Here is a 20,122-nt window from a genome sequence, read left to right on the forward strand (position 1 = left end):
TGCGGCTTGCTGTCCGGCGATGGAGGGGAATCTTCAACCCGGGTCATCGGCATCATCCGCGCGGCGGAATTCGTCGATGGCCTGGACGAATTCGCGCAGATCCTCGAAGCTGCGATAGACCGAGGCGAAGCGCACATAGGCCACGGGATCAAGCTGGCGCAGTTCCGACATGACCAGCTCGCCCACGTGGTCGGACTGGACTTCGCGCTGACCGCTGGTCAGCAGCCGTTCCTGGATACGCGCGACAGCAGCGTCCAGCGCCGTCGCGCTGACCGGACGCTTGCGCAGCGCCAGAGACATGCTGCCGTGCAGCTTGGACGGATCGAAATCCGCCCGGGTTCCGTTTCGCTTGACGATGGCAGGCATCATCAGATCGACCCGTTCATACGTCGTGAAGCGCCGGTCACAGGCCGTGCACCGGCGGCGACGACGGATCGTGTCGCCTTCCTCGGAAACCCGGGAATCCACGACCTGGGTTTCGGCGCAATTGCAGAACGGACACTTCATCTGCGCTGCGGGCGCCCGCAGGCGCCCGTTCCGGTTGGGTTAGCGATAGACCGGCAGGCGCGCGGTCAGTTCGTTGACCCGCGCGCGCACTCGGGCGACGTTGTCGGCATCATTGGGATTGTCGAGCACGTCGGCGATCAGGTTGCCGGTGAGTTCAGCTTCGGCTTCCTTGAAGCCGCGCGTGGTCATGGCCGGCGTGCCCAGGCGGATGCCGCTGGTCACGAAGGGCTTTTCCGGATCGTTCGGGATGGCGTTCTTGTTGACCGTGATGTGGGCCTCGCCCAGAACGGCTTCGGCGACCTTGCCGGTGATGCCCTTGGCGCGCAGGTCGACCAGCATCACGTGGCTTTCGGTGCGACCCGACACGATGCGCAGGCCGCGCTTGACCAGGGTGTCGGCCAGCACGCGGGCGTTGGCGGCAACCTGGGCGGCGTAGGCCTTGAATTCGGGTTGCAGGGCTTCGCCGAAGGCCACGGCCTTGGCGGCGATGACGTGCATCAGCGGACCGCCCTGGATGCCGGGGAAGATCGAGGAATTGATGGCCTTTTCGAATTCGGCCTTCATCATGATCACGCCGCCGCGCGGGCCGCGCAGGGACTTGTGCGTGGTCGAAGTGACGAAGTCGGCATGCGGCACCGGGTTGGGATAGACGCCGCCGGCCACCAGGCCCGCATAGTGGGCGATATCCACCATGAACAGGGCGCCGTTGTCGTGCGCGATGCGCGCCATGCGCTCGAAATCGATGTGCAGCGAATAGGCCGAGGCGCCGCCGACGATCAGCTTGGGCTTGTGGGTGCGCGCCAGTTCTTCGAGCTTGTCGTAGTCCAGGACCTCGTTGGCGTCCAGACCGTAGGAATGGAAGTTGTACAGCTTGCCGGACGCGTTGACCGGCGAACCGTGCGTCAGGTGGCCGCCTTCGGCCAGGCTCATGCCCAGCACGGTGTCACCCGGCTTCAGGACCGCCATGTACACGCCCTGGTTGGCCTGGGAGCCGGAGTTCGGCTGCACGTTGGCTGCCTCTGCGCCGAAGATCGCCTTCAGGCGGTCGATGGCCAGTTGTTCGACCACGTCCACGTACTCGCAACCGCCGTAGTAGCGCTTGCCGGGATAGCCCTCGGCGTACTTGTTGGTCAATTGCGTGCCCTGGGCCTGCATGACGGCCGGGCTGGCGTAGTTTTCCGAGGCGATCAGCTCGATGTGCTGTTCCTGGCGGGTGTTTTCCTGCTGGATGGCGGCCCAGATGTCCGGGTCAGTCTGATCGATGGTGCGGGAACGGTCAAACATGGGGTAGTGGTCCTGAAGGCAGAGAGGTCAGAGGGGTATAACGAAACCGAATCATTCTAGCGCGAACCCCGCGCATCTACAGAGTGTGCAGGCGGGGGTTCAGGGTGTAGGTGCCGGTCAGGGACGCCTGAGCCAGCACATGGCCCCGCATGGCCTCCAGGGCCTGCGCGCCGGTGAAGCGGCCGGCCACGCCCAGCTCGGCCACGTCCAGCGCGTAGACCGTGAAGACGTAATGGTGGGCGAGCGAGTCGTTCCAGGGCGGGCAAGGGCCGTCGTAGCCAAAGTAATCGCCGTTCATGTCACGGTCGGCCGCAAACCAGCCGGTGTAATCGTTCAGGCCCTGGCGGGTGCCGTCCAGGGACAGCGGACCGGCCTTGCCGCGCGGCGTAATGCCGTTGGAATAATCGCCCTCGGCGATGGCGCGCGCATCGGGCGCCACGTCCACCAGCACCCAATGGAAGAAGTCGGTGCGCGGCAGGTCGGCCGGGACTTCGCGGCCTTCCTGGTTGACGTCGTCGGGCCGCGTCGGCACGTCCGGATCGACGCACAGAATCGCGAAGGACCGCGTGCCCTCGGGCACATCCGACCAGGCCAGGTGAGGATTGCGATTGCCGGCCAGGGCGATGTGGGTTTGCGCATCGATCCGCCCAAAGGCATTGCGTTCGGGAATGACCCCCTGATTGGGGAAAGAGTCGCTATGCAGTTTCATGGGGGTCCTCCGTGGGTGCTTCGGGCTCAGGTCAGGGTGACCCGGGCGAACTTGCGCTTGCCGACCTGCATCACATAGGTGCCCGCCGGCAGCAGCAGGGACTTGTCCTCGACGCGGTCGCCATCGATGCGCACGCCGCCCTGTTCGATGTTGCGCTGGGCTTCGGATGCCGAAGCCGTCAGCCCCGCTTCGCGCAGCGCCTTGAGGATGCCCATGGGCGCAGCCCCGGCGGTGACTTCGGGCATGTCGTCCGGGATCTCGCCGTCGCGGAAGCGGGCGTTGAACTGCTCCAGCGCACGCGCGCCGGCGCCGGCGCCGTGGAACCGGTCGACGATTTCGTCGGCCAACATGACCTTGATGTCGCGCGGATTGCGGCCGGCGGCGATTTCCGCCTGCAAGGCGCCGACGTCCGCCAGTGAGCGGAAAGACAGCAGCTCGAAATAGCGCCACATCAAGGTGTCGGAGATCGACATCAGCTTGCCGAACATGGAATCCGGCGCTTCGGTGATACCGATGTAGTTGCCCTTGGATTTGGACATCTTTTCGACGCCGTCGGTGCCTTCGAGCAAGGGCATCGTCAGGACGCACTGCGGTTCCTGACCGTATTCCTTTTGCAGTTCGCGGCCCACCAGCAGATTGAACTTCTGGTCGGTGCCGCCCAGTTCGAGGTCGGCCTTCAGCGCCACGGAATCGTAGCCCTGCAGCAGCGGATACAGGAATTCGTGCACCGAGATCGGCACCCCGCCCTTGAAGCGGCGGGTGAAGTCGTCGCGTTCCATCATGCGGGCCACGGTGTAGCGCGACGCCAACTGGATCAGGCCGCGCGTCCCCAGGGGATCGCACCATTCGGAGTTGTAGCGGATTTCGGTGCGGTCCGGGTCCAGCACCAGGCTGGCCTGGGCGTAATAAGTCTTGGCGTTTTCGCGGATCTGTTCCGGCGTGAGCGGCGGACGGGTGGCGTTGCGGCCGCTGGGGTCGCCGATCTGCGCAGTGAAGTCACCGATCAGGAAGATCACGGTATGCCCGAGATCCTGCAATTGGCGCATTTTGTTCAGGACCACCGTATGGCCCAGATGGATGTCGGGCGCGGTGGGGTCCAGGCCGAGCTTGATGCGCAGCGGCGTACCGGTGGCGCGGCTGCGGGCCAGCTTGGCGGCGAATTCGGAGACGACGAGCAATTCGTCGCAACCCCGCTGGGCCACACGCAGATCTTCGGCGATCCGGAGGTCGACGGGGTCGGAGGGGGACGGCATGATATACGTTTTTACCAGAAAGGGAACAAAAAAATTGAAAAATCGCTCGAAAAAACGACAGGTATGCGCTAGCATAACGTGCCACCGCAGCTTCTGTACAACACATTCGACGCCACTCCAGGCGGCGAGGACTTCATGTTAGCAGAAGCCTTCTTTACGCCCAGGATCAGCGCAGCCTGAATCCATCACACCGATTCCGCCCATGATGCCCGAGGCCCACCAGCCACCACGTCGCCGACACGTCACCCGCAGTCTGTTGTTCGCCGCCGGCGGCCTGTTTTTGACCGCAGCCGCACTGGCCGTCGTCCAGCCTTCCCCCCCGCCCGAACCGGTTTTCCAGGCTCGCCAAACGCTCGACCTGCCGCCCCTGGATGCGCGGGCCAATCACGATGCCGCGCCCTACATCGCCTCGACCCGCATCCGCCGGGGCGACACGGTGGCCGATCTGCTGAACCGCCTGGGGATCAACGAGAACGGCCTGCTGGCCTTCCTGACGCACGACGCGCGCGCGCGTTCGATCTATAAGCTCTATCCCGGCCGCACGGTGCAGGCCGCCCTGAACGATCAGGGCAGGATGGTGTGGCTGCGCTACGCACACACGCCGGGCGCCACCGCCAAATCCGGGGTGGATTCCGCATGGCTGGAAGTCCGGCCCGAGCACGATGGTTTCTCCGCCCAGGAACGCACCATCGCCGCCGTGCGCGAGACCCGCATCGCCGAAGGCGAAATCAACAGCTCCCTGTTCGGCGCCGCCGATCAGGCCCAGATCCCGGACGCCGTCACCATGGAAATGGTGGACATCCTGGGCAGCCGCATCGACTTCCTGAAAGACTTGCGCAAGGGCGACCGCTTCCGCATCGTCTACGAAGCCTATATGCACGACGGCGAGCAAGTCGGCACCGGCCACATCCGCGCCCTGGAATTCATCAACAAGGGCAAGACCTACAGCGCCGTCTGGTTCCAGAACGGCCAGCAGCCGGGCGGGTATTACGATTTCTCCGGCGCCAGCCTGAAGGGCGCCTTCCTGCGCACCGCCATCAAGTTCACCCGCATCAGTTCGGGCTTCGGCATGCGCATGCACCCGATCCACAATAAATGGATCGGCCACAAGGGCGTGGACTACGCCGCGCCCTCGGGCACGCCGATCTACGCCACGGCCGATGGCTCGGTGGAATTCATCGGCCGGCAGAACGGCTACGGCAACGTCATCATCCTGAAGAACTTCGGCAAGTATTCCACGCTGTACGCCCACCAAAGCCGGTTCGCCAAGGGCCTGAAAAAGGGCGACCGCGTCCAGCAGGGCCAGTTGATCGGCTACGTGGGGTCGACCGGCTGGGCGACCGGCCCGCACCTGCACTACGAATTCCGCATCGACAAGCGGCCGGTCGATCCGCTGGCCGTGGACCTGCCGGTGGCGCGCACCCTGGACTCGGCCGACCGCAAGGCCTTCCAGGCTGTGGCGGCTCGCTACCTGCCGCAGATCGAACTGCTGGCGCGGCTGCAGGAAAGCCGCATCCAGGTCGCCCAGCAATAAGCCGCCGGACACCATGCCCCCTGAGCGGGTGAATCGGGCGCGCGAGCCGTACATCGGCCTGATGTCGGGCACCAGCACGGACGGCGTGGACGGCGTGCTGGCCGACCTGGCGGACGGCGCGATCCGCGTGCTGGCCAGCGCCAGCCTGGCGCTGCCGGACGGGCTGCGTCGCGAACTCCTGTCCCTGAACGCCCCCGGTCCTGACGAACTCGCCCGGGCCGCGCGAGCGGCCAACGCATTGGCGGACTGCTACGCAGCCGTCGTCGGCGACCTGCTGACGCAAACTGATCTGCCCGCCGATCGCATCCGCGCCATCGGCGCCCACGGGCAGACCGTGCGCCACGCGCCCGAATCGGGCTACACCATCCAGATCAACGCACCGGCGCGGCTGGCGGAACAGACGGGTATTGCGGTGGTGGCGGATTTCCGCAGCCGCGACGTCGCCGCCGGCGGCCAGGGCGCCCCGCTGGTGCCGGCCTTTCACGCGGCGCGTTTCGGCTGCGGCGCAGGCCGCGCGGTCCTGAACCTGGGCGGCATCGCCAATCTGACCGTGCTGGAAGACCCGGTGCGCGGCTTCGATACCGGACCGGCCAATATGCTGATGGATGCCTGGATCCGGCGCCATCGGGACCGGCCTTACGATCAGGACGGCGCCTGGGCGGCCCAAGGCCGCTGCCATGACGGGCTGCTGGCTGCGTTGCTGGCCGAACCCTGGTTCAACCTGACGCCACCCAAGTCGACCGGGCGCGACCTGTTCAGCCTGTCCTGGCTGGACGCGCGGCTGAACGCACTGCCTGACGGCGACCGTCTGCAAGCCGCCGATGTCCAGGCGACCTTGCTGCGTCTGTCAGCCGACACGATTGCGAACGCCATACGCAGGTATGCGCCGGGCACGCGGGAAGTCCTGGCCTGCGGCGGCGGCGCCCGCAATCCGGTCTTCATGGATGCGCTGGCGGGCGCCCTGCCCTGCCCGCTGACGACCACGGACGCTTACGGCGTGCCCGCCCAGGACGTCGAGGCGCTGGCCTTCGCCTGGCTGGCGCAAGCGCACATCCAGGGCGACCCCGCCTGCCTGCCCGCCGTCACCGGCGCGCGACACGCGACCGTCGCAGGCTGCCTGTATCCAGGGTAGATCCCCGCTTGATCAGGGCGCGAACGAAGACCCGCAGCCGCAGGTGGTGTTGGCGTTGGGGTTGCGGATGACGAACTGCGAGCCTTCCAGGTCGTCCTTGTAGTCGATCTCGGAACCGACCAGATACTGGAAGCTCATGGGGTCCACCAGCAACTGCACGCCGTCGCGTTCGATCGTGGTGTCATCCTCGGCGACGTCTTCGTCGAAGGTGAAGCCATACTGGAAACCCGAGCAGCCGCCCCCCTGCACGAAGACCCGCAGCTTCAGGCCGGGATTGTTTTCCTCGACCAGCAGCTCGCGGACCTTGGCGGCGGCGGCGTCGGTGAAGATCAGAGGGCTGGGCGGAACGTCGAGATCCGCGTGTTCGATGGTGCTCAAGGCAAGACTCCTGCGTGGCCGGGGGCCGCGCGATTCAGATCGGCGTCCTGAGCGGCCCGGACCGTGTCGCCTTCGAGGATTTCGAGGCGGACTGACTCGATCGTCAGGTCCGGCACCTGTTGCAAGACGCCCGTGCTGCGCTGGAACTGGTCAAAGACCAGGGTGAGCGGGTCCGCCCCCGGGGCGGACGCAGCGGCCTCGCCGGCAGCGGGGGCCACCGGCGGGTTCAATTCGATTTTAACGGCTTTACCCTGCGAACGGCCATTGGCCACGAATCGCATGCGGCCTTTGAAGGGTTCGGCCTGGGGCGAGGCGTTGCGCGTCAGCAGCACCCGATAGCGCAGAAGGTCGCCATCGGCCTGAATGTCAAACGCGCGCACCGCCACGGCGCCTGCCGGTCCCGGCGGGATCAACTGCTCGTAAAAGGCCAGTTGGTCACGGGTGCGGCCCAATTCCTGCTGCAGCTCGGCGTTCTTGTCCTGCAGCACACGCTGGGTGCCCGCCTGGACTTCGGCTTCGCTGCGGCGGGCCGCCAGGTCGGCCTGGACGCGGGACAGTTCAGCCTGCAAGGACTCGACCTGGGACTGCCGCGCCTGCAGTTCGGCGTGCTCGCCCGCATGCATGCCGAAATGCATGGCCAGCGCCCCGGCGGCGAACACCACCAGCAACAGCATGAGCCGGGACAGGCCGCGCACCAGCCAGCCGCTGAAACCGCCGCCGCGCGCCGTAGAGGGTTGCGTCATGCGTGTCCCCCAGGAATCAGGGCAGCACCGCCACGTGCTGCAGGCCGGTGGTTTCCGGCAGGCCGAACATCAGGTTCATGTTCTGCACGGCCTGGCCCGCAGCGCCCTTGACGAGATTGTCCTGGACCACCAGCACCACCAGGGTATCGCCGCCGGCGGGCCGGTGCACGGCGATACGCAGCATGTTCGAGGCGCGCACCGAGCGCGTCTGCGGCAGGCTGCCGGCCGGCATGACATCGACAAAGGCCTCGCCGGCGTAGCGCTGTTCATACAGCGCCTGGAAATCCGTGTCCAGCGCATCGGGCAGGATGCGCAGGTACAGGGTCGAGAACATGCCCCGGATCATGGGCACCAGATGGGGCACAAAGGTCAGCCCCACGGGCGCGCCCGCGATGCGGGCGAGGCATTCGGAGATTTCCGGGTGGTGGCGGTGTCCGGCCACCCCGTAGGCCGAGAAATTGTCGGCGGCCTCGGAGAACAGAGAGCCGACTGCGGCCTTGCGCCCCGCCCCGGACACCCCGGATTTCGAGTCGGCGATGACGTGCGTGGTGTCGATCAGGGGCCGGCCGGCCTGCAGCACGGGGGCCAGGCCCAGCAGGACCGTGGTCGGATAGCAGCCGGGATTGCCCACGACCCGGGCCTGACGGATGCGGTCGCGGTCCAGTTCCGGCAGGCCGTAGACGGCTTCTTTCAGCACGTCGGGGCTGCTGTGCGGCATCTTGTACCACTGCGCAAAGGTCTCGACGTCCTGCAGGCGGAAATCGGCCGCCAGGTCGATCACCCGCACGTCATGGTCCAGCAGGCCGCGCGCCTGTTCCATGGCCACGCCGTGCGGCGTGGCGAAGAACACCACATCGCACTGGTCGAGGGCGGCTTCTTCGGGGGTCTGGAAACACAGGTCCACATGGCCGCGCAGATTGGGGTACATGTCCGCCACCGGCATCCCGGATTCCTTGCGGGACGTGATGGCGTGCAACTGGACGTCCGGATGCTGCGACAGCAGGCGCAGCAGCTCCACGCCCGTGTAGCCGGTCCCGCCGACGATGCCGGCCTTGATGGGTGTCGTGGTGTGGGTGCTCATGCAGTGAAATCCTGTCTACAGTCCTGAAAACAAGCTGTCCGCCATGGGAGCGGACCGAGGGGGGTTCCCTAGATTATGGCACGTGCAGGCGGACCTGCACGGCGACGGGCCGACCGATCGGGAACCTTTTGTGTCGGCCCGGCAAAGAAAAATCCCCGCACGAAGGCGGGGATTTTTCTTTGCACCAGGTGGCAAGCCACCCGGGTGCCGGATCAGCGCTTGCTGAACTGCTTGCGCCGACGGGCCTTGTGGAAGCCGACCTTCTTACGTTCGACTTCGCGGGCGTCACGGGTCACCAGACCCGCTTGCTTCAGCGGCGACTTCAGGGTTTCGTCGTAGTCGATCAGGGCGCGCGTGATGCCGTGACGCACGGCGCCGGCCTGGCCGGACTCACCGCCGCCGTGGACGTTGACGTGAAAGTCGAACGATTCCAGGTGGTTGGTGAGCGCCAGCGGCTGGCGCACGACCATGCGGCCGGTTTCGCGAGCGAAGTACTCGTCCACGGGGCGGCCGTTGACGACGATCTTGCCCGTGCCTTTTTTCAGGAACACACGCGCCACAGACGTTTTGCGGCGGCCAGTGCCATAATTCCAATTACCGATCATGATGGCCTATCCTCAGAAGTCCAGGGGTTGCGGCTGCTGCGCGGTATGCGGGTGCTCGGCACCGGCATAGACCTTCAGCTTTTTCGCCATGGCGTAGCCCAGGGGACCCTTGGGCAGCATGCCCTTGACGGCCTTTTGCAGGGCACGACCGGGGAAGCGCTGCTGCATCTTCTGGAAGTTGGTTTCCGTGATCCCGCCCGGATAGGTCGAGTGACGGTAGTAGCGCTTGTCTTGCGCCTTGGCGCCCGTGACGACGATATCGGCGGCGTTGACGACGACGATGTAATCGCCCGTATCCACGTGCGGCGTGAATTCCGGTTTGTGCTTGCCACGCAGGCGGCGTGCGACTTCGCTGGCCACACGACCCAGGACCTTGCCCTTGGCGTCGATCACAAACCAGTCACGCTTGACTTCATGCGGCTTGGCCACAAAGGTCTTCATGATGGTGTTCCTGATGAAATGAATGAAAGAATTCCCGTCTGATCCGCCAGAGTTTTATGTAAAAGCAGCCTCGGCCACCCCAACCCGTACGGTGTGAATTCAAACGGAAATCCGACCATTGTATCTTGCGAAGGGCAAACAAGCAATAGACACGCCCATCGAAGGCCTTCTGGCTCCCTTCGTCAGCATCCGGCGCCGGTCGACCGGGCTCACCGGACTGTACAGCCCCCGCCGCTCATCGCCTACGAAAAAAGCGCCCGAAGGCGCTTTTTTCATCCGCAGAAAGATTATTTCTTGCGGGCCAGGGCGGCGCCCAGGTAGTTATCGTACGAACCTTCGGCCACACGGAACCAGGGCACGATATTGTCGCGGAAGGCCATGTAGTTGTCGAAGATCTTCTTGAAGCCCGGGTCCTTGTCGCAGAATTCCTTGTAGACCTGGTTGGAGGCCTCGAACGAGGCATCCATCACGTCACGCGGGAAGCTCTTGAGCACGGCGCCCCCGGCGATCAGGCGGCGCAGGGCTTCGGGGTTGTGGGCGTCGTAATCCTGGACCATCTTGGCGCCCGCCGCGCGCGAGGCGACGTCGATGACGCGCTGGTAGGCCTTGGGCAGTTCGGCGTAGGCCTTGTCGTTGACGTACAGCGACACCTGGGCGGAGCCTTCCCACCAGCCCGGGTAGTAATAGTATTTGGCGACCTTCTGGAAGCCCAGCTTTTCGTCGTCCACGGGGCCGACGAATTCCACGGCGTCCAGCGCGCCCTTTTCCAGGGACGGATAGATGTCGCCAGGGGGAATCTGCTGCGGAATCACGCCCATGCGCGACAGGACTTCGCCCGCGAAGCCGGCCGTGCGCATCTTCAGGCCCTTCAGGTCTTCGATCGACTTGATTTCCTTGCGGTACCAGCCGCCCATCTGGGTGCCGGTGTTGCCCAGGGGGAAGTTGACGATGCCGCGCGGCGCGAACAGTTCACGCATCAGCTTCAGGCCGTCGCCCTCGTACATCCAGGAATTCATCTGACGCACGTTCAGGCCGAAGGGCACCGCCGTATCGAAACAGAACGAGGGGTCCTTGCCATAGTAGTAGTAGGACGCGGTCTGGCCGCATTCCACGGTGCGGTTGCCGACGGCATCCATCACGCCGTAGCCCGGCACCAGTTCACCGGCCGGATACAGGCGGATGTTGAAGTTCCCGTCGGTCACTTCCTTGACCATGTCGCAGAACATCTGCGCCGTCGAAAACAGCGGCGGCAGCGACGGCCCATAGGTCGAGGTCATCTTCCAGTTGATCTGGGGGTTGGACTGGGCGATGGCCGGGGCGGCCACGGCCGCCGTACCCGCCACCGCGCCCAAGCCCGCCTTTTTCAGAAATGCGCGACGCTGCATGATGAAGGATCTCCTGTCTATTTTGGAATGGGGATGTGTGTAGAGTTTACAGGCCGGCGACTGCCATGTCTTCGATTAATACCGAGCCGGTGGATTTGGCGCCGCGTGCGTACACATCGGCCCCCACGGCGACGATACGCTGGAACATCTCCGCCAGATTGCCCGCAATGGTGATTTCCTGGACCGGATGGCTGATGACGCCGTCCTGCACCCAATAGCCGAAGGCGCCGCGCGAGTAATCGCCGGTGACGTAGTTCACCCCCTGGCCGATCAGTTCGGTCACCAGCAGGCCGGTGCCCATGCGGCGCAGCATCGCCGGCAGATCGTCGTCCGGCCGGGTCAGGCGCGAGCGCAGATTGAGATTATGCGAACCGCCCGCGTTGCCGGTGGTCGCCATGCCCAGCTTTCGGGCTGTGTAGGTGGACAGGAAATACCCGGTGAGCACACCCTGGTCCACCACCCGGCGGGCCTGCGTGCGGACCCCTTCGGCGTCAAAGGGCGAGCTGCCCTGGGCGCCCGGGATGTAGGGGTTCTCGACCACGTCCAGATGTCCGGCCAGGACCGATTTGCCCAGCGTGTCCAGCAGGAAACTGGCCTTGCGGTACAGCGCGCCGCCGCTGGCAGCCTGGACCAGCGCGCCCAGCAGGCCGACGGCCAGGGGCGCTTCGAACAGCACGGGATAGCGGCCGGTCTTGACCGGGCGCGCGCCCAGGCGCGACAGGGCGCGTTCCGCCGCATAGCGGCCGACCTCGGCCGGAGCGGACAGGCCGTCGGCGCGGCGCGCGGACGTGTACCAGTAGTCCCGCTGCATGCCGTCGCCGCGTCCGGCAATGGGCGCCACCGACAGGCTGTGGCGCGAATAGGGATAACCTCCCAGAAAGCCGCGCGAATTGCCCAACACGAAGTGGCCTTCCATGGTGTCCAGGGAAGCGCCTTCGGAGTTGGTGATCTGCTTGCTGGCGGCCAGCGCCGCGCGTTCGGCCTGGATCGCCAGGCGGGCGGCGCCTTCGGCGTCGATGGCCCAGGGATGGTGCAGGTCCAGGTCCGGATAGTGCAGGGCGAACAGTTCAGGTTCGGGCAGGCCGGCGGCCGGGTCCTCGGCGGTGTAGCGGGCGATGTGCCAGGCGGCGTCCACGGTGCGGCGCAGCGCATCGGCGGAAAAGTCGGAGGTCGAGGCCGAGCCGCGACGCTGGCCCGCGAACACCGTCACGGCCATGGACCGGTCGCGGGTCTGCTCGATGGTCTCGATGGCGCGGCGGCGCACCGAGACGGACAGGCCCCGGCTCTCGGAGATTTCCACGGCGGCATCCGTGGCGCCGGCCTGTTTGGCATGGCGCAGCGCATCGCCGACCAGTTCGCGGAACTGGGCCTGCTGGGCGGGGACGTCGAGAAAATCATCGGTTTTTGGGTTCATGCGGCAGATCACTCGGTATGGGGCGTCGGGATGAGACGGTTATCATAGACAATCACGGATCATTTTATGCCCGAACCCATGGACGATACGCTCCCGCCCACCTCACCGGACGACTTTCCGGACGACCGCCCCCCCAGCAAATCCCAGGTCAAGCGCGACATGCACGCCTTGCTGGACCTGGGCCGCGAACTGATCGCGCTGCCGCCGGCCAAGCTGGCCAAGCTGCCGCTGGGCGAATCGCTGCGCGAAGCCATCGCGCTGGCCCAGCGCATCCACAGCAACGAAGGCAAGCGACGCCAGGTGCATTACGTCGGCAAGCTGATGCGCCAGGCCGATGCCCCGGCCCTGCGCGCCCAGCTCGACGTCTGGGCCAATGGCTCGCGCGAGGAAACCCGCGCCATGCACCGGCTCGAAGAGCTGCGCGACCGCCTGATCGACAGCGACGACGTCCTGACGCAGTTGCTGGAACGATTCCCCGGCCTGGATATTCAATCCCTGCGCGCCCAGATTCGCGCCGCACGCAAGGAAACCCGCGAAAACGCCGCCCTGCCCGAAGGCCGCGAGCCCGCGCGCAAGCACTACCGCGCCTTGTTCCAGACCCTGAAAACCCTGAATTTCGAGGACGAGACTTTCTGATGCCGACGCCGACACTGGAAACCATCGAACGCACCACCGGCCCCGAGCCCACCCACAGCATCATCTGGCTGCACGGCCTGGGCGCCGACGGCCACGACTTCGAACCCATCGTGCCCGAACTGGCCCACCCCGGCCTGCCGGCCCTGCGCTTCATTTTCCCGCACGCGCCGGTGCGCCCGGTGACGCTGAACCAGGGCATGCCGATGCGCGCCTGGTATGACCTGTACGGCCTGGACCGCGACGCGCGCGAGGACATCGACGGTCTGCGCGCCGCCCGCCATGCGGTCATGGAACTGATCGAACAAGAGAACCGGCGCGGCATCCCCGCCGAACGCATCGTGCTGGCGGGCTTTTCGCAGGGCTGCGCCACGGCCCTGTACACCGGCCTGCGCCACGCGGAACGCCTGGCCGGCCTGATCGGCCTGTCGGGCTACCTGCCGCTGCGCAACACCCTGCCCGCGGAACGCCATCCCGCCAACGCCGCCACGCCGGTCTTCATGGCGCACGGCACGGCGGACATGGTGGTGCCCATGTCCTACGCCGAGACCAGCCGGGACGCGATGATCGCGCAGCAACAGCCGGTGGAATGGCACACCTACCCGATGCCGCACGGCCTGCATCCGCAGGAACTGGATGACATCCGGGCGTTTTTGATGCGGGTGACTGCAGAGGCCTGAGAGGCGGCAGAAGGCTGTCTTGGATCGAAGCATCCACGTCGCGGCCTGCAGGCCGCTCCGATGAACCAGGCGGTCGACGGCCCGCAGAGGGGCGTCAACCGTCCAGGTTCATCCACAACCTCCGCATGCCCGGGTCTTCCTCGTCCGGGTCATTGCGCATCCCCAGGGACGTCATCAAGCCCAGCATGGGGCGATTGGTCGCCAGGACGAGGCCCTCGATGTAGCTCAGGTTCTGGCGGCGCGCGACGTCCAGCAGGCTGTGCATCAGCGCGGCGCCGACGCCGCGCCGCTGCCAGTCGTCGGCGATCACCAGCGCGTATTCCGCACCCTGTCCATCGGCATTGCGCAGATAGTGCGCAAAGCCCACGATGCGCTCGCGCAGCAGGCCGCGGTTTTCCGGATTGGGCACCTGGGCCGTCGCGACCAGCGCAACCTCGCGGTCGTAGTCGATACGGGAATACCGCGCCAGCATCCGAGGCGTCAGTTCGCGCAGCATCGACACGAAACGCATATAGCGCGACTCGTCGGACAGATCCCGCACGAACTCCTGCAGCAGCTCGGCGTCCTCCGGACGAATCGGCCGCAACAGCCATTCCTGTCCGTCCTTGCGGATCTGCGGCTGAACCAGGCGGCGCGGATAGGGGTGGATCGCCATATGGCGATAGGCGCGGTTCTCGGGGCGTTCGCCGTCATAGTTGGGGTCCAGGCTGACCTGGATGCCGCCGGCGTACAGGCTGGTGTCATCCCACCAGAGCGGATCGATCGACAGGGTGCGGATGCCAGGCAGTTCGCTGACGATTTCGGAGATCCGCTCCAGTGATTCGCGCAATTGCTCGAATACGGCGGGCGTCAGGTCGCGCGCCAGCACGCGGGACCAGAACTTGCCCCGCTGTATCAGTTGGCGCGCCAGATAGTTGTTCAGCGGCGGCAGTTCGATTTCCCGGTGGGGAGACGCCAGCCGGGCGGAATCACCGCCCGGGCCGAACTGGATGTACGGCCCGAAACGCGCGTCCTGGCGCACGCGGATGGCCATGGACACGTGTTCGCGCGCCGCATCGGGCACGGGCTGGTCGTCCGGGCGGATGGACACGTGGAAGCAGTCCAGCAGCCAACGGCAACTGGCCGGGTCCAGTTCCGAGCGGCCCGACATGATGGCGTCGTTGAGCAGCATGCGGGCCTCGTCCAGACGCGGGGGCCGGCTGAGCATTTCCGGCGGCAGCGTCTGCTGCGCCAGGGTCTGGTTGTACTGATAGGCCGCCAGAATGCCGAAGGCATTGGCGGCCGATTCCGGCGTGCGAAAGGCCGGCAGCCCCACCGAGTCCAGCCGATGGCGCTGAGAGCGCATCGAGGCGTCGCCCAGGAAGCAGGACATGATGGGCTTGGGCGAGGCCTCGGAGAACCGCGCCAGCGCCTCGACGGCGCCATCCATGTCGGACAGGGCATCGGGCGCGATCAGCACCAGCACGCCATCCACGTTGGTGTCGCCCGCCAGCACACCCAGGACCTGCTGCAGCCGGGCGGAGTCCAGCGGCGCATGGCTGATGACGGGGTTGCCCAGCGCCGCCCCGGGCTCCAGCACCGCCGCCAGATCGCGTTGCGTCTGCGTGGACAGGTCCGCCCGCGCCACCGGACCGCTGTCGCCCATGACGTCCAGCGCCAGGTGGGCCGCGCCATAGCCGTTGGAAAACAGCGCGATGCGGCGTCCCCGCTGGCGCTTGGCATGGACCAGGACCTTGAGCGCCGAAAACAGCTGCACGAAAAACCGGATCCGCACCGCGCCGGTGCGCCGCACCAGCGCATCGAACACCGCGTCGGCGGCCGGGCTGCTGTCCGAGCGGCCGGCCTTCAGCAGGATGACGGGCTTGACGCTGGCGGCGGCCATCAGCGCGCTGGTGAAACGGCGCGAGGAATCGGCTTCCTCCAGATACAGCACGATGCTGTCGGTGCGCGGGTCCATCGACAGGTATTCGAGCACATCGGCCACGGTGACGCCGTCTGCGTCGCCCGCCGACACCACGGCGGAAAAGCCGAGCTGGATGTCGCCCGCCCAGTCCAGCACGGCAGCGGCCACCATGCGGGACTGCGCGACCAGCGCGACCCGTCCCACGGGCGCGCCGTGCGGATCGAGCCCCAGGTTCAGTCCCAGATGCGGACGCTGGATGCCCAGCGCGCCGGGGCCGAGCACCAGGCAATCATTCATCCGCCCCCAGGACTGGCAATAGGCGCGCGTCTCGAGGGGATCGGCCGAGGACGTCGAATGCGGCAGCAACAGCAGGACGCGGGGTTGGTGCGTCTTGAGCGCCCCCAGCGCGGTCGGCAGCAAGGCGGGGTCCAGGCACAACAGCGCCATGTCCAGGCGCTGGCCGTCTGTCAGGCCTTCCAACCGCGGCGGCATGCGCCAATGGCCGTCGTCCCCGATCCGCACGTCGGTGATCCGCCCCTGAAGCAAGGCGGGCGGCGTGCGCACGACAGGCAGTTCGCGAGAACTGAGGATCAGCAGAGAACGCGGCTCGAACAGGGCCGCCAGGCGATGGCGCAGCATGAAAAGGACTCCGGACGCCCCTGGGGAACCTCTGGTCGGGCCGTCCCTTAAAATAGGATATCGACCCTCCGATTCTACAGGGGTTTCCCGGTTTTTTTGTTGCAGCGCAACAAGCCCTTTCAATCCATCGCCATGACAGACTCCTCCTCGCGCCCCGTGCGCACGCGCTTCGCCCCGTCCCCCACCGGCTACCTGCACCTGGGCGGCGCCCGCACCGCCCTGTTTTCCTGGGCCTTCGCCCGTCACTTCGGCGGCACCTTCGTGCTGCGCATCGAGGACACGGACCTGGAGCGCTCGACACCCGAAGCGGTGCAGGCCATCCTGGACGGCATGCAATGGCTGGACCTGAAGGCCGACGAGGGTCCGTTCTACCAGATGCAGCGCATGGACCGCTACCGCGCCGTGATCGCCGACATGCTGGCACAGGGCACGGCCTATCATTGCTACAGCACGCCCGAAGAAGTCGAGGCCATGCGCGAACGCGCCCGCGCCGTCGGCGCCAAGCCGCGCTACGACGGCACCTGGCGGCCCGAGCCCGGCAAGACCCTGCCGCCGGTCCCGGCCGGCGTGCAGCCCGTGGTGCGCTTTCGCAGCCCCCAGGACGGCGTCACCGCCTGGGACGACCTGGTCAAAGGCCCCATCAGCTTCGACAACGGCGAACTCGATGATCTGGTGATCGCCCGCCCCGACGGCACGCCCACCTACAACTTCTGCGTGGTGGTGGACGACTGGGACATGCAGATCACCCACGTGATCCGCGGCGACGACCACGTCAACAACACCCCGCGCCAGATCAACATCCTGCGCGCCCTGGGCGGCGAGCTGCCGCGCTACGGCCACGTGCCGATGATTCTGGGCCCGGACGGCGAAAAACTGTCCAAGCGCCACGGCGCCGTCAGCGTCATCGAATATGACCGCCTGGGCTACCTGCCCGAAGCCATGGTCAACTATCTGGCGCGGCTGGGCTGGAGCCACGGCAACGACGAGCTGTTCACCCGTGAGCAATTCGTGGAATGGTTCGACCCGCGCAACCTCAGCCGCTCGGCCGCCCAGTGGGATCCGAAGAAACTGAACTGGGTCAACGCCCACGCGCTGCGCGCGCTCGATCCCGCCGATCTGGCCGCCCGCGTCGCGCCGCGCATCGCCCGCCGCGGCGGCAACCCCGAATCCGCCGATTTGCCCGCCATCATGGCGCTGCTGCGCGACCGCGGCGAAACGCTGGAAGATCTGGCCGAAGGCGCGCTGCTGTTCTGCGGCCCTTACACGCCGGCCGACGAGGCCCTGCGCGCCGAGGTCATGGACGATGCCGCACGGGTGCTGCTGGCCGATTTCCTGCAACGGGCCGACACGCTGGCCGACTGGACCGAAACGGAACTCGACGGCCTCATCAAGGCCGTCCTGAAGGACCACGGGGCCAAGATGCCGAAGCTGGCGATCCCGCTGCGGGTGGCCGTCACCGGCCGCAAGCAGACGCCCGCCATCGGCGCCGTGCTGACGCTGCTGGGCCGCGACGCGGTGCTGTCGCGCCTGGCCGAGAGCCTGGCCTGACCTTGACCGCCGCCGGGCCGGCGCGTCCACAACCAGGACACGCCGGAGCCGCCGCCGGCCGGCGCTAGAACGGCAGGCGGTAACCCGGCGACATGCGCCGCGCCTGGACGCTGCCGGCCGGGCCGCTCAAGCGCAACTCCGTCGCATTGACCCGGTCGACACGATGACGATTGGTGTAGATCGGGTCATTCAGATTCACGGGCGAGCCGTTCGATTCCAGGGTGCGCAGGACCAGCGTCTGGCCTTCGTGCGACCAGCAGCCGGATTCATCCAGCCCCTGGGACGGCGCGCGCGGCCGCTTGACCTGTTCGACGTAGCTCATGGTGCCGTCTGGATTCAGCGTGTAGAGCCGGCGCACGGAACCCGCGACGCCTTTCTGTGAACTGACCGACAGCCAGTTGCCCACCAGGGGATCACCCGCCACCGCCGCCGTGCAGGACGGCCGCGCAGCGGGGGATTCGGCCGATGACGGGGCCTGCTTGATCGGCGCGCAGGCGGCCAAAGCGCCCAGAACGGCCGCGCACGCGACCCAGGCCTGAATACGAATGCGGTCCATTGCTTGATTCCTATCCATGACAAATGTCATTCAATACCCAGGATCGGCGCAGGGCCGAGACGGATCGACGGAGCCTGCCAGCCTACAATTTCCTGGTGCGCGCGCATCCTGCGAGCAAGTCATTATTCTACCGACATGAGCCACTCACTACTCGTTACGCTGCACCTGTTCGCCGCCATCTTTTTCGTGGGCACGGTGTTCTTCGAAGTCCTCATTCTGGAAGGCATCCGCAAGCCCCTGGGCCGCGAGACCATGCGCAACGTCGAACTGGCCATCGGCCGGCGCGCGCGCCGCATCATGCCTTTCGTGATCCTGGTGCTGTTCGGCGCGGGCCTGGGCATGGCCTGGGAATTCCGCGCATCGCTGGCCCATCCTTTCGCCAGCAGCTTCGCCACGCTGCTGTGGATCAAGATCATCCTGGCCTTCAGCGTGCTGGGTCATTTCATCACGGCCATGACGCTCAGCGGCACCGGCAAACTGAAGTCCCGCCATTTCCAGATCATCCACATCAGCGTGTTCTGCCACGTGATCCTGATCGTGTTTCTCGCCAAGGCGATGTTCTACCTGGAGTGGTGAAAAGGTAGAAGGCCTGCGACTTTTTCGAGACAGGTGCAGTCGAATATCGATGCATCGAACGCCGCGTCGGGAATAATGCTTGGAACGCGCCGGGGCTTACGATAGACTTGAAGGCGTGCAGTATTCATGATATTGCGCGCCTGCGCCATTTGAGATGAGCCGCACATCCCGTGGGGGTCATATCAAATGGGTGGACACTCTCTTCGATCCCAAGGAGCATGACGATGGCAACCGCCAAGAAGGCCGCACCCGCTAAAAAAGCCGCAGCCCCAAAGCCCGCATCCAAACCGGCAGCCAAGAAGTCCGCCCCGGCCGCCAAGAAAGCCTCCCCCTCGACCACCGCCAAAAAGGCCGCTCCGGCCAAGAAAGCTGCGCCTGCTAAGAAAGCGGCGCCCGCTAAAAAAGCAGCACCCGTGAAGGCCGCAGCGAAAAAGGCCGTCGCCAAAAAAGCCGCTCCGGTGAAAGCCGCCAAGAAGGCCGCGCCCGCCAAGAAAACCGCCGTGAAGGCGGCTGCTAAAAAAGCGGCGCCGGTCAAGGCCGTAGCCAAGAAAGCGCCGGCGAAAAAGACCGTGGCGAAAAAAGCCGCACCCGCCAAAAAGGCTGCAGTGAAGAAGGCCGCACCGGCCAAGAAGGCCGCCAAGCCCGCCGCGAAAAAGGCCGCAGCAAAAACCGCCGTCGCGAAAAAATCGCCGGCGAAAAAAGCCGCCGCCAAGAAGGCTCCTGCCAAAAAGGCAGCAAAGCCTGCCGCTGCCAAATCCGAGCCTGCCGCGGGCAAGCCTGCTGCCAAAAAGGCCGCGGCCAAGCCCGACACGCCTGCGCCCGAAGCCCGCACGGACACCAACCCGGCCGGCGCCTGGCCGTTCCCCACGGGCAAGCGTCCTTAACCGACGCACTGCTGCTGTAACCCTCTAGGCCTGGCGTAACTGCCAGGCCTTTTCATTCTCAGGGATGGCCTGGACACGAGGTGGAGGCGTCCCATACTGCGACCTTTTCGCCGCCGGGATGAGGCGGGTCATGAGACAGTCCACTACGGACTGTCTCATGCCAGACGAATCCGAGCCGCTTGCAAGCGGCGAGGTGGGAAATTTGATGCGACAATGACTGCTTCCTTTTTGCAGCCT

The 20,122-nt window shown here is 66.1% G+C and carries 20 protein-coding genes; 7 read left to right on the plus strand and 13 right to left on the minus strand.

The genetic code is table 11. The features are described from left to right. Window positions 1-33 precede the first annotated feature (33 nt). The 4 genes from nrdR to tyrS form a co-directional block, all read right to left on the minus strand. Window positions 34-507: a transcriptional regulator NrdR gene (gene nrdR, locus ACFO0J_RS00810; protein WP_376811163.1), complete on the minus strand. Its 474-nt coding sequence runs from the start codon at window positions 505-507 to the stop codon at window positions 34-36. A 39-nt stretch (window positions 508-546) separates the two neighbouring features. Next, window positions 547-1,791, minus strand: coding sequence for a serine hydroxymethyltransferase (gene glyA / locus ACFO0J_RS00815; protein WP_376811164.1), 1,245 nt, complete (start codon window positions 1,789-1,791; stop codon window positions 547-549). Window positions 1,792-1,867: 76 nt separating this feature from the next. After that, complete coding sequence (locus ACFO0J_RS00820) at window positions 1,868-2,500, minus strand: YbhB/YbcL family Raf kinase inhibitor-like protein (protein ID WP_376811165.1); 633 nt, start codon at window positions 2,498-2,500, stop codon at window positions 1,868-1,870. A 26-nt stretch (window positions 2,501-2,526) separates the two neighbouring features. After that, the gene (tyrS, locus tag ACFO0J_RS00825) at window positions 2,527-3,753 is read right to left on the minus strand and encodes a tyrosine--tRNA ligase (RefSeq protein WP_376811166.1); all 1,227 of its coding nucleotides are present in this window, start codon (window positions 3,751-3,753) and stop codon (window positions 2,527-2,529) included. 202 nt (window positions 3,754-3,955) lie between these two features. Here tyrS and ACFO0J_RS00830 point away from each other — a divergent pair, with 202 nt between their 5' ends. Both ACFO0J_RS00830 and ACFO0J_RS00835 read left to right on the plus strand, forming a co-directional pair. Then, on the plus strand, window positions 3,956-5,287 hold the full coding sequence (locus ACFO0J_RS00830; protein ID WP_376811167.1) for a M23 family metallopeptidase: 1,332 nt from the start codon (window positions 3,956-3,958) through the stop codon (window positions 5,285-5,287). 13 nt (window positions 5,288-5,300) lie between these two features. Further along, window positions 5,301-6,419, plus strand: coding sequence for an anhydro-N-acetylmuramic acid kinase (locus ACFO0J_RS00835; RefSeq protein WP_376811168.1), 1,119 nt, complete (start codon window positions 5,301-5,303; stop codon window positions 6,417-6,419). Between the two features lie 12 nt (window positions 6,420-6,431). Here ACFO0J_RS00835 and erpA read toward each other — a convergent pair whose 3' ends face one another. From erpA to pmbA, 7 genes are all read right to left on the minus strand, one after another. Then, window positions 6,432-6,797 carry an iron-sulfur cluster insertion protein ErpA gene (erpA, locus tag ACFO0J_RS00840; protein ID WP_376811169.1) on the minus strand — a complete coding sequence of 122 codons (366 nt, stop codon included), beginning with the start codon at window positions 6,795-6,797 and terminating at the stop codon, window positions 6,432-6,434. Next, window positions 6,794-7,540, minus strand: a complete 747-nt coding sequence (locus ACFO0J_RS00845) for a DUF6776 family protein (RefSeq protein ID WP_376811170.1) — start codon at window positions 7,538-7,540, stop codon at window positions 6,794-6,796. Before ACFO0J_RS00845 ends, erpA begins: the two co-directional genes overlap by 4 nt. 16 nt (window positions 7,541-7,556) lie before the next feature. Next, entirely contained in the window at window positions 7,557-8,621 is a 1,065-nt protein-coding gene (gene argC / locus ACFO0J_RS00850) for an N-acetyl-gamma-glutamyl-phosphate reductase (protein WP_376811171.1), read from the minus strand. A gap of 212 nt (window positions 8,622-8,833) precedes the next feature. After that, on the minus strand, window positions 8,834-9,226 hold the full coding sequence (rpsI, locus tag ACFO0J_RS00855; RefSeq protein ID WP_376811172.1) for a 30S ribosomal protein S9: 393 nt from the start codon (window positions 9,224-9,226) through the stop codon (window positions 8,834-8,836). Window positions 9,227-9,238: 12 nt separating this feature from the next. Next, complete coding sequence (rplM, locus tag ACFO0J_RS00860; RefSeq protein ID WP_376811173.1) at window positions 9,239-9,667, minus strand: 50S ribosomal protein L13; 429 nt, start codon at window positions 9,665-9,667, stop codon at window positions 9,239-9,241. Window positions 9,668-9,954: 287 nt separating this feature from the next. After that, window positions 9,955-11,052 (minus strand): TRAP transporter substrate-binding protein, encoded by a 1,098-nt coding sequence (locus tag ACFO0J_RS00865; RefSeq protein ID WP_376811174.1) that lies wholly within the window; start codon window positions 11,050-11,052, stop codon window positions 9,955-9,957. Between the two features lie 46 nt (window positions 11,053-11,098). Beyond that, a complete protein-coding gene (gene pmbA, locus ACFO0J_RS00870; RefSeq protein WP_376811175.1) occupies window positions 11,099-12,466 on the minus strand; it encodes a metalloprotease PmbA in 1,368 nt (455 codons plus the stop codon). Window positions 12,467-12,544: 78 nt separating this feature from the next. Between pmbA and yjgA the strand changes: the two genes are divergently transcribed. After that, window positions 12,545-13,102, plus strand: a complete 558-nt coding sequence (gene yjgA / locus ACFO0J_RS00875) for a ribosome biogenesis factor YjgA (RefSeq protein ID WP_376811421.1) — start codon at window positions 12,545-12,547, stop codon at window positions 13,100-13,102. Beyond that, window positions 13,102-13,779 carry an alpha/beta hydrolase gene (locus ACFO0J_RS00880; RefSeq protein WP_376811176.1) on the plus strand — a complete coding sequence of 226 codons (678 nt, stop codon included), beginning with the start codon at window positions 13,102-13,104 and terminating at the stop codon, window positions 13,777-13,779. The genes yjgA and ACFO0J_RS00880 overlap by 1 nt, the downstream gene beginning before the upstream one ends. A 94-nt stretch (window positions 13,780-13,873) precedes the next feature. Here the strand turns inward: ACFO0J_RS00880 and ACFO0J_RS00885 are convergent, their stop codons facing one another. Then, window positions 13,874-16,321: a bifunctional acetate--CoA ligase family protein/GNAT family N-acetyltransferase gene (locus tag ACFO0J_RS00885; protein WP_376811177.1), complete on the minus strand. Its 2,448-nt coding sequence runs from the start codon at window positions 16,319-16,321 to the stop codon at window positions 13,874-13,876. Window positions 16,322-16,453: 132 nt separating this feature from the next. On the opposite strand from ACFO0J_RS00885, the gene gltX reads away from it, so the two are divergent. Then, a complete protein-coding gene (gene gltX / locus ACFO0J_RS00890; RefSeq protein ID WP_376811178.1) occupies window positions 16,454-17,869 on the plus strand; it encodes a glutamate--tRNA ligase in 1,416 nt (471 codons plus the stop codon). Between the two features lie 64 nt (window positions 17,870-17,933). Here the strand turns inward: gltX and ACFO0J_RS00895 are convergent, their stop codons facing one another. After that, a complete protein-coding gene (locus ACFO0J_RS00895) occupies window positions 17,934-18,425 on the minus strand; it encodes a hypothetical protein (RefSeq protein WP_376811179.1) in 492 nt (163 codons plus the stop codon). Window positions 18,426-18,560: 135 nt separating this feature from the next. On the opposite strand from ACFO0J_RS00895, the gene ACFO0J_RS00900 reads away from it, so the two are divergent. Together ACFO0J_RS00900 and ACFO0J_RS00905 are read left to right on the plus strand one after the other, a co-directional pair. Continuing rightward, a complete protein-coding gene (locus tag ACFO0J_RS00900) occupies window positions 18,561-19,001 on the plus strand; it encodes a CopD family copper resistance protein (RefSeq protein ID WP_376811180.1) in 441 nt (146 codons plus the stop codon). Between the two features lie 224 nt (window positions 19,002-19,225). Then, entirely contained in the window at window positions 19,226-19,885 is a 660-nt protein-coding gene (locus ACFO0J_RS00905) for a histone (protein WP_376811181.1), read from the plus strand. Window positions 19,886-20,122 lie beyond the last annotated feature (237 nt).

It is taken from the genome of Castellaniella hirudinis, assembly GCF_042651965.1.
GTDB classification, from domain to species: domain Bacteria; phylum Pseudomonadota; class Gammaproteobacteria; order Burkholderiales; family Burkholderiaceae_B; genus Castellaniella; species Castellaniella hirudinis.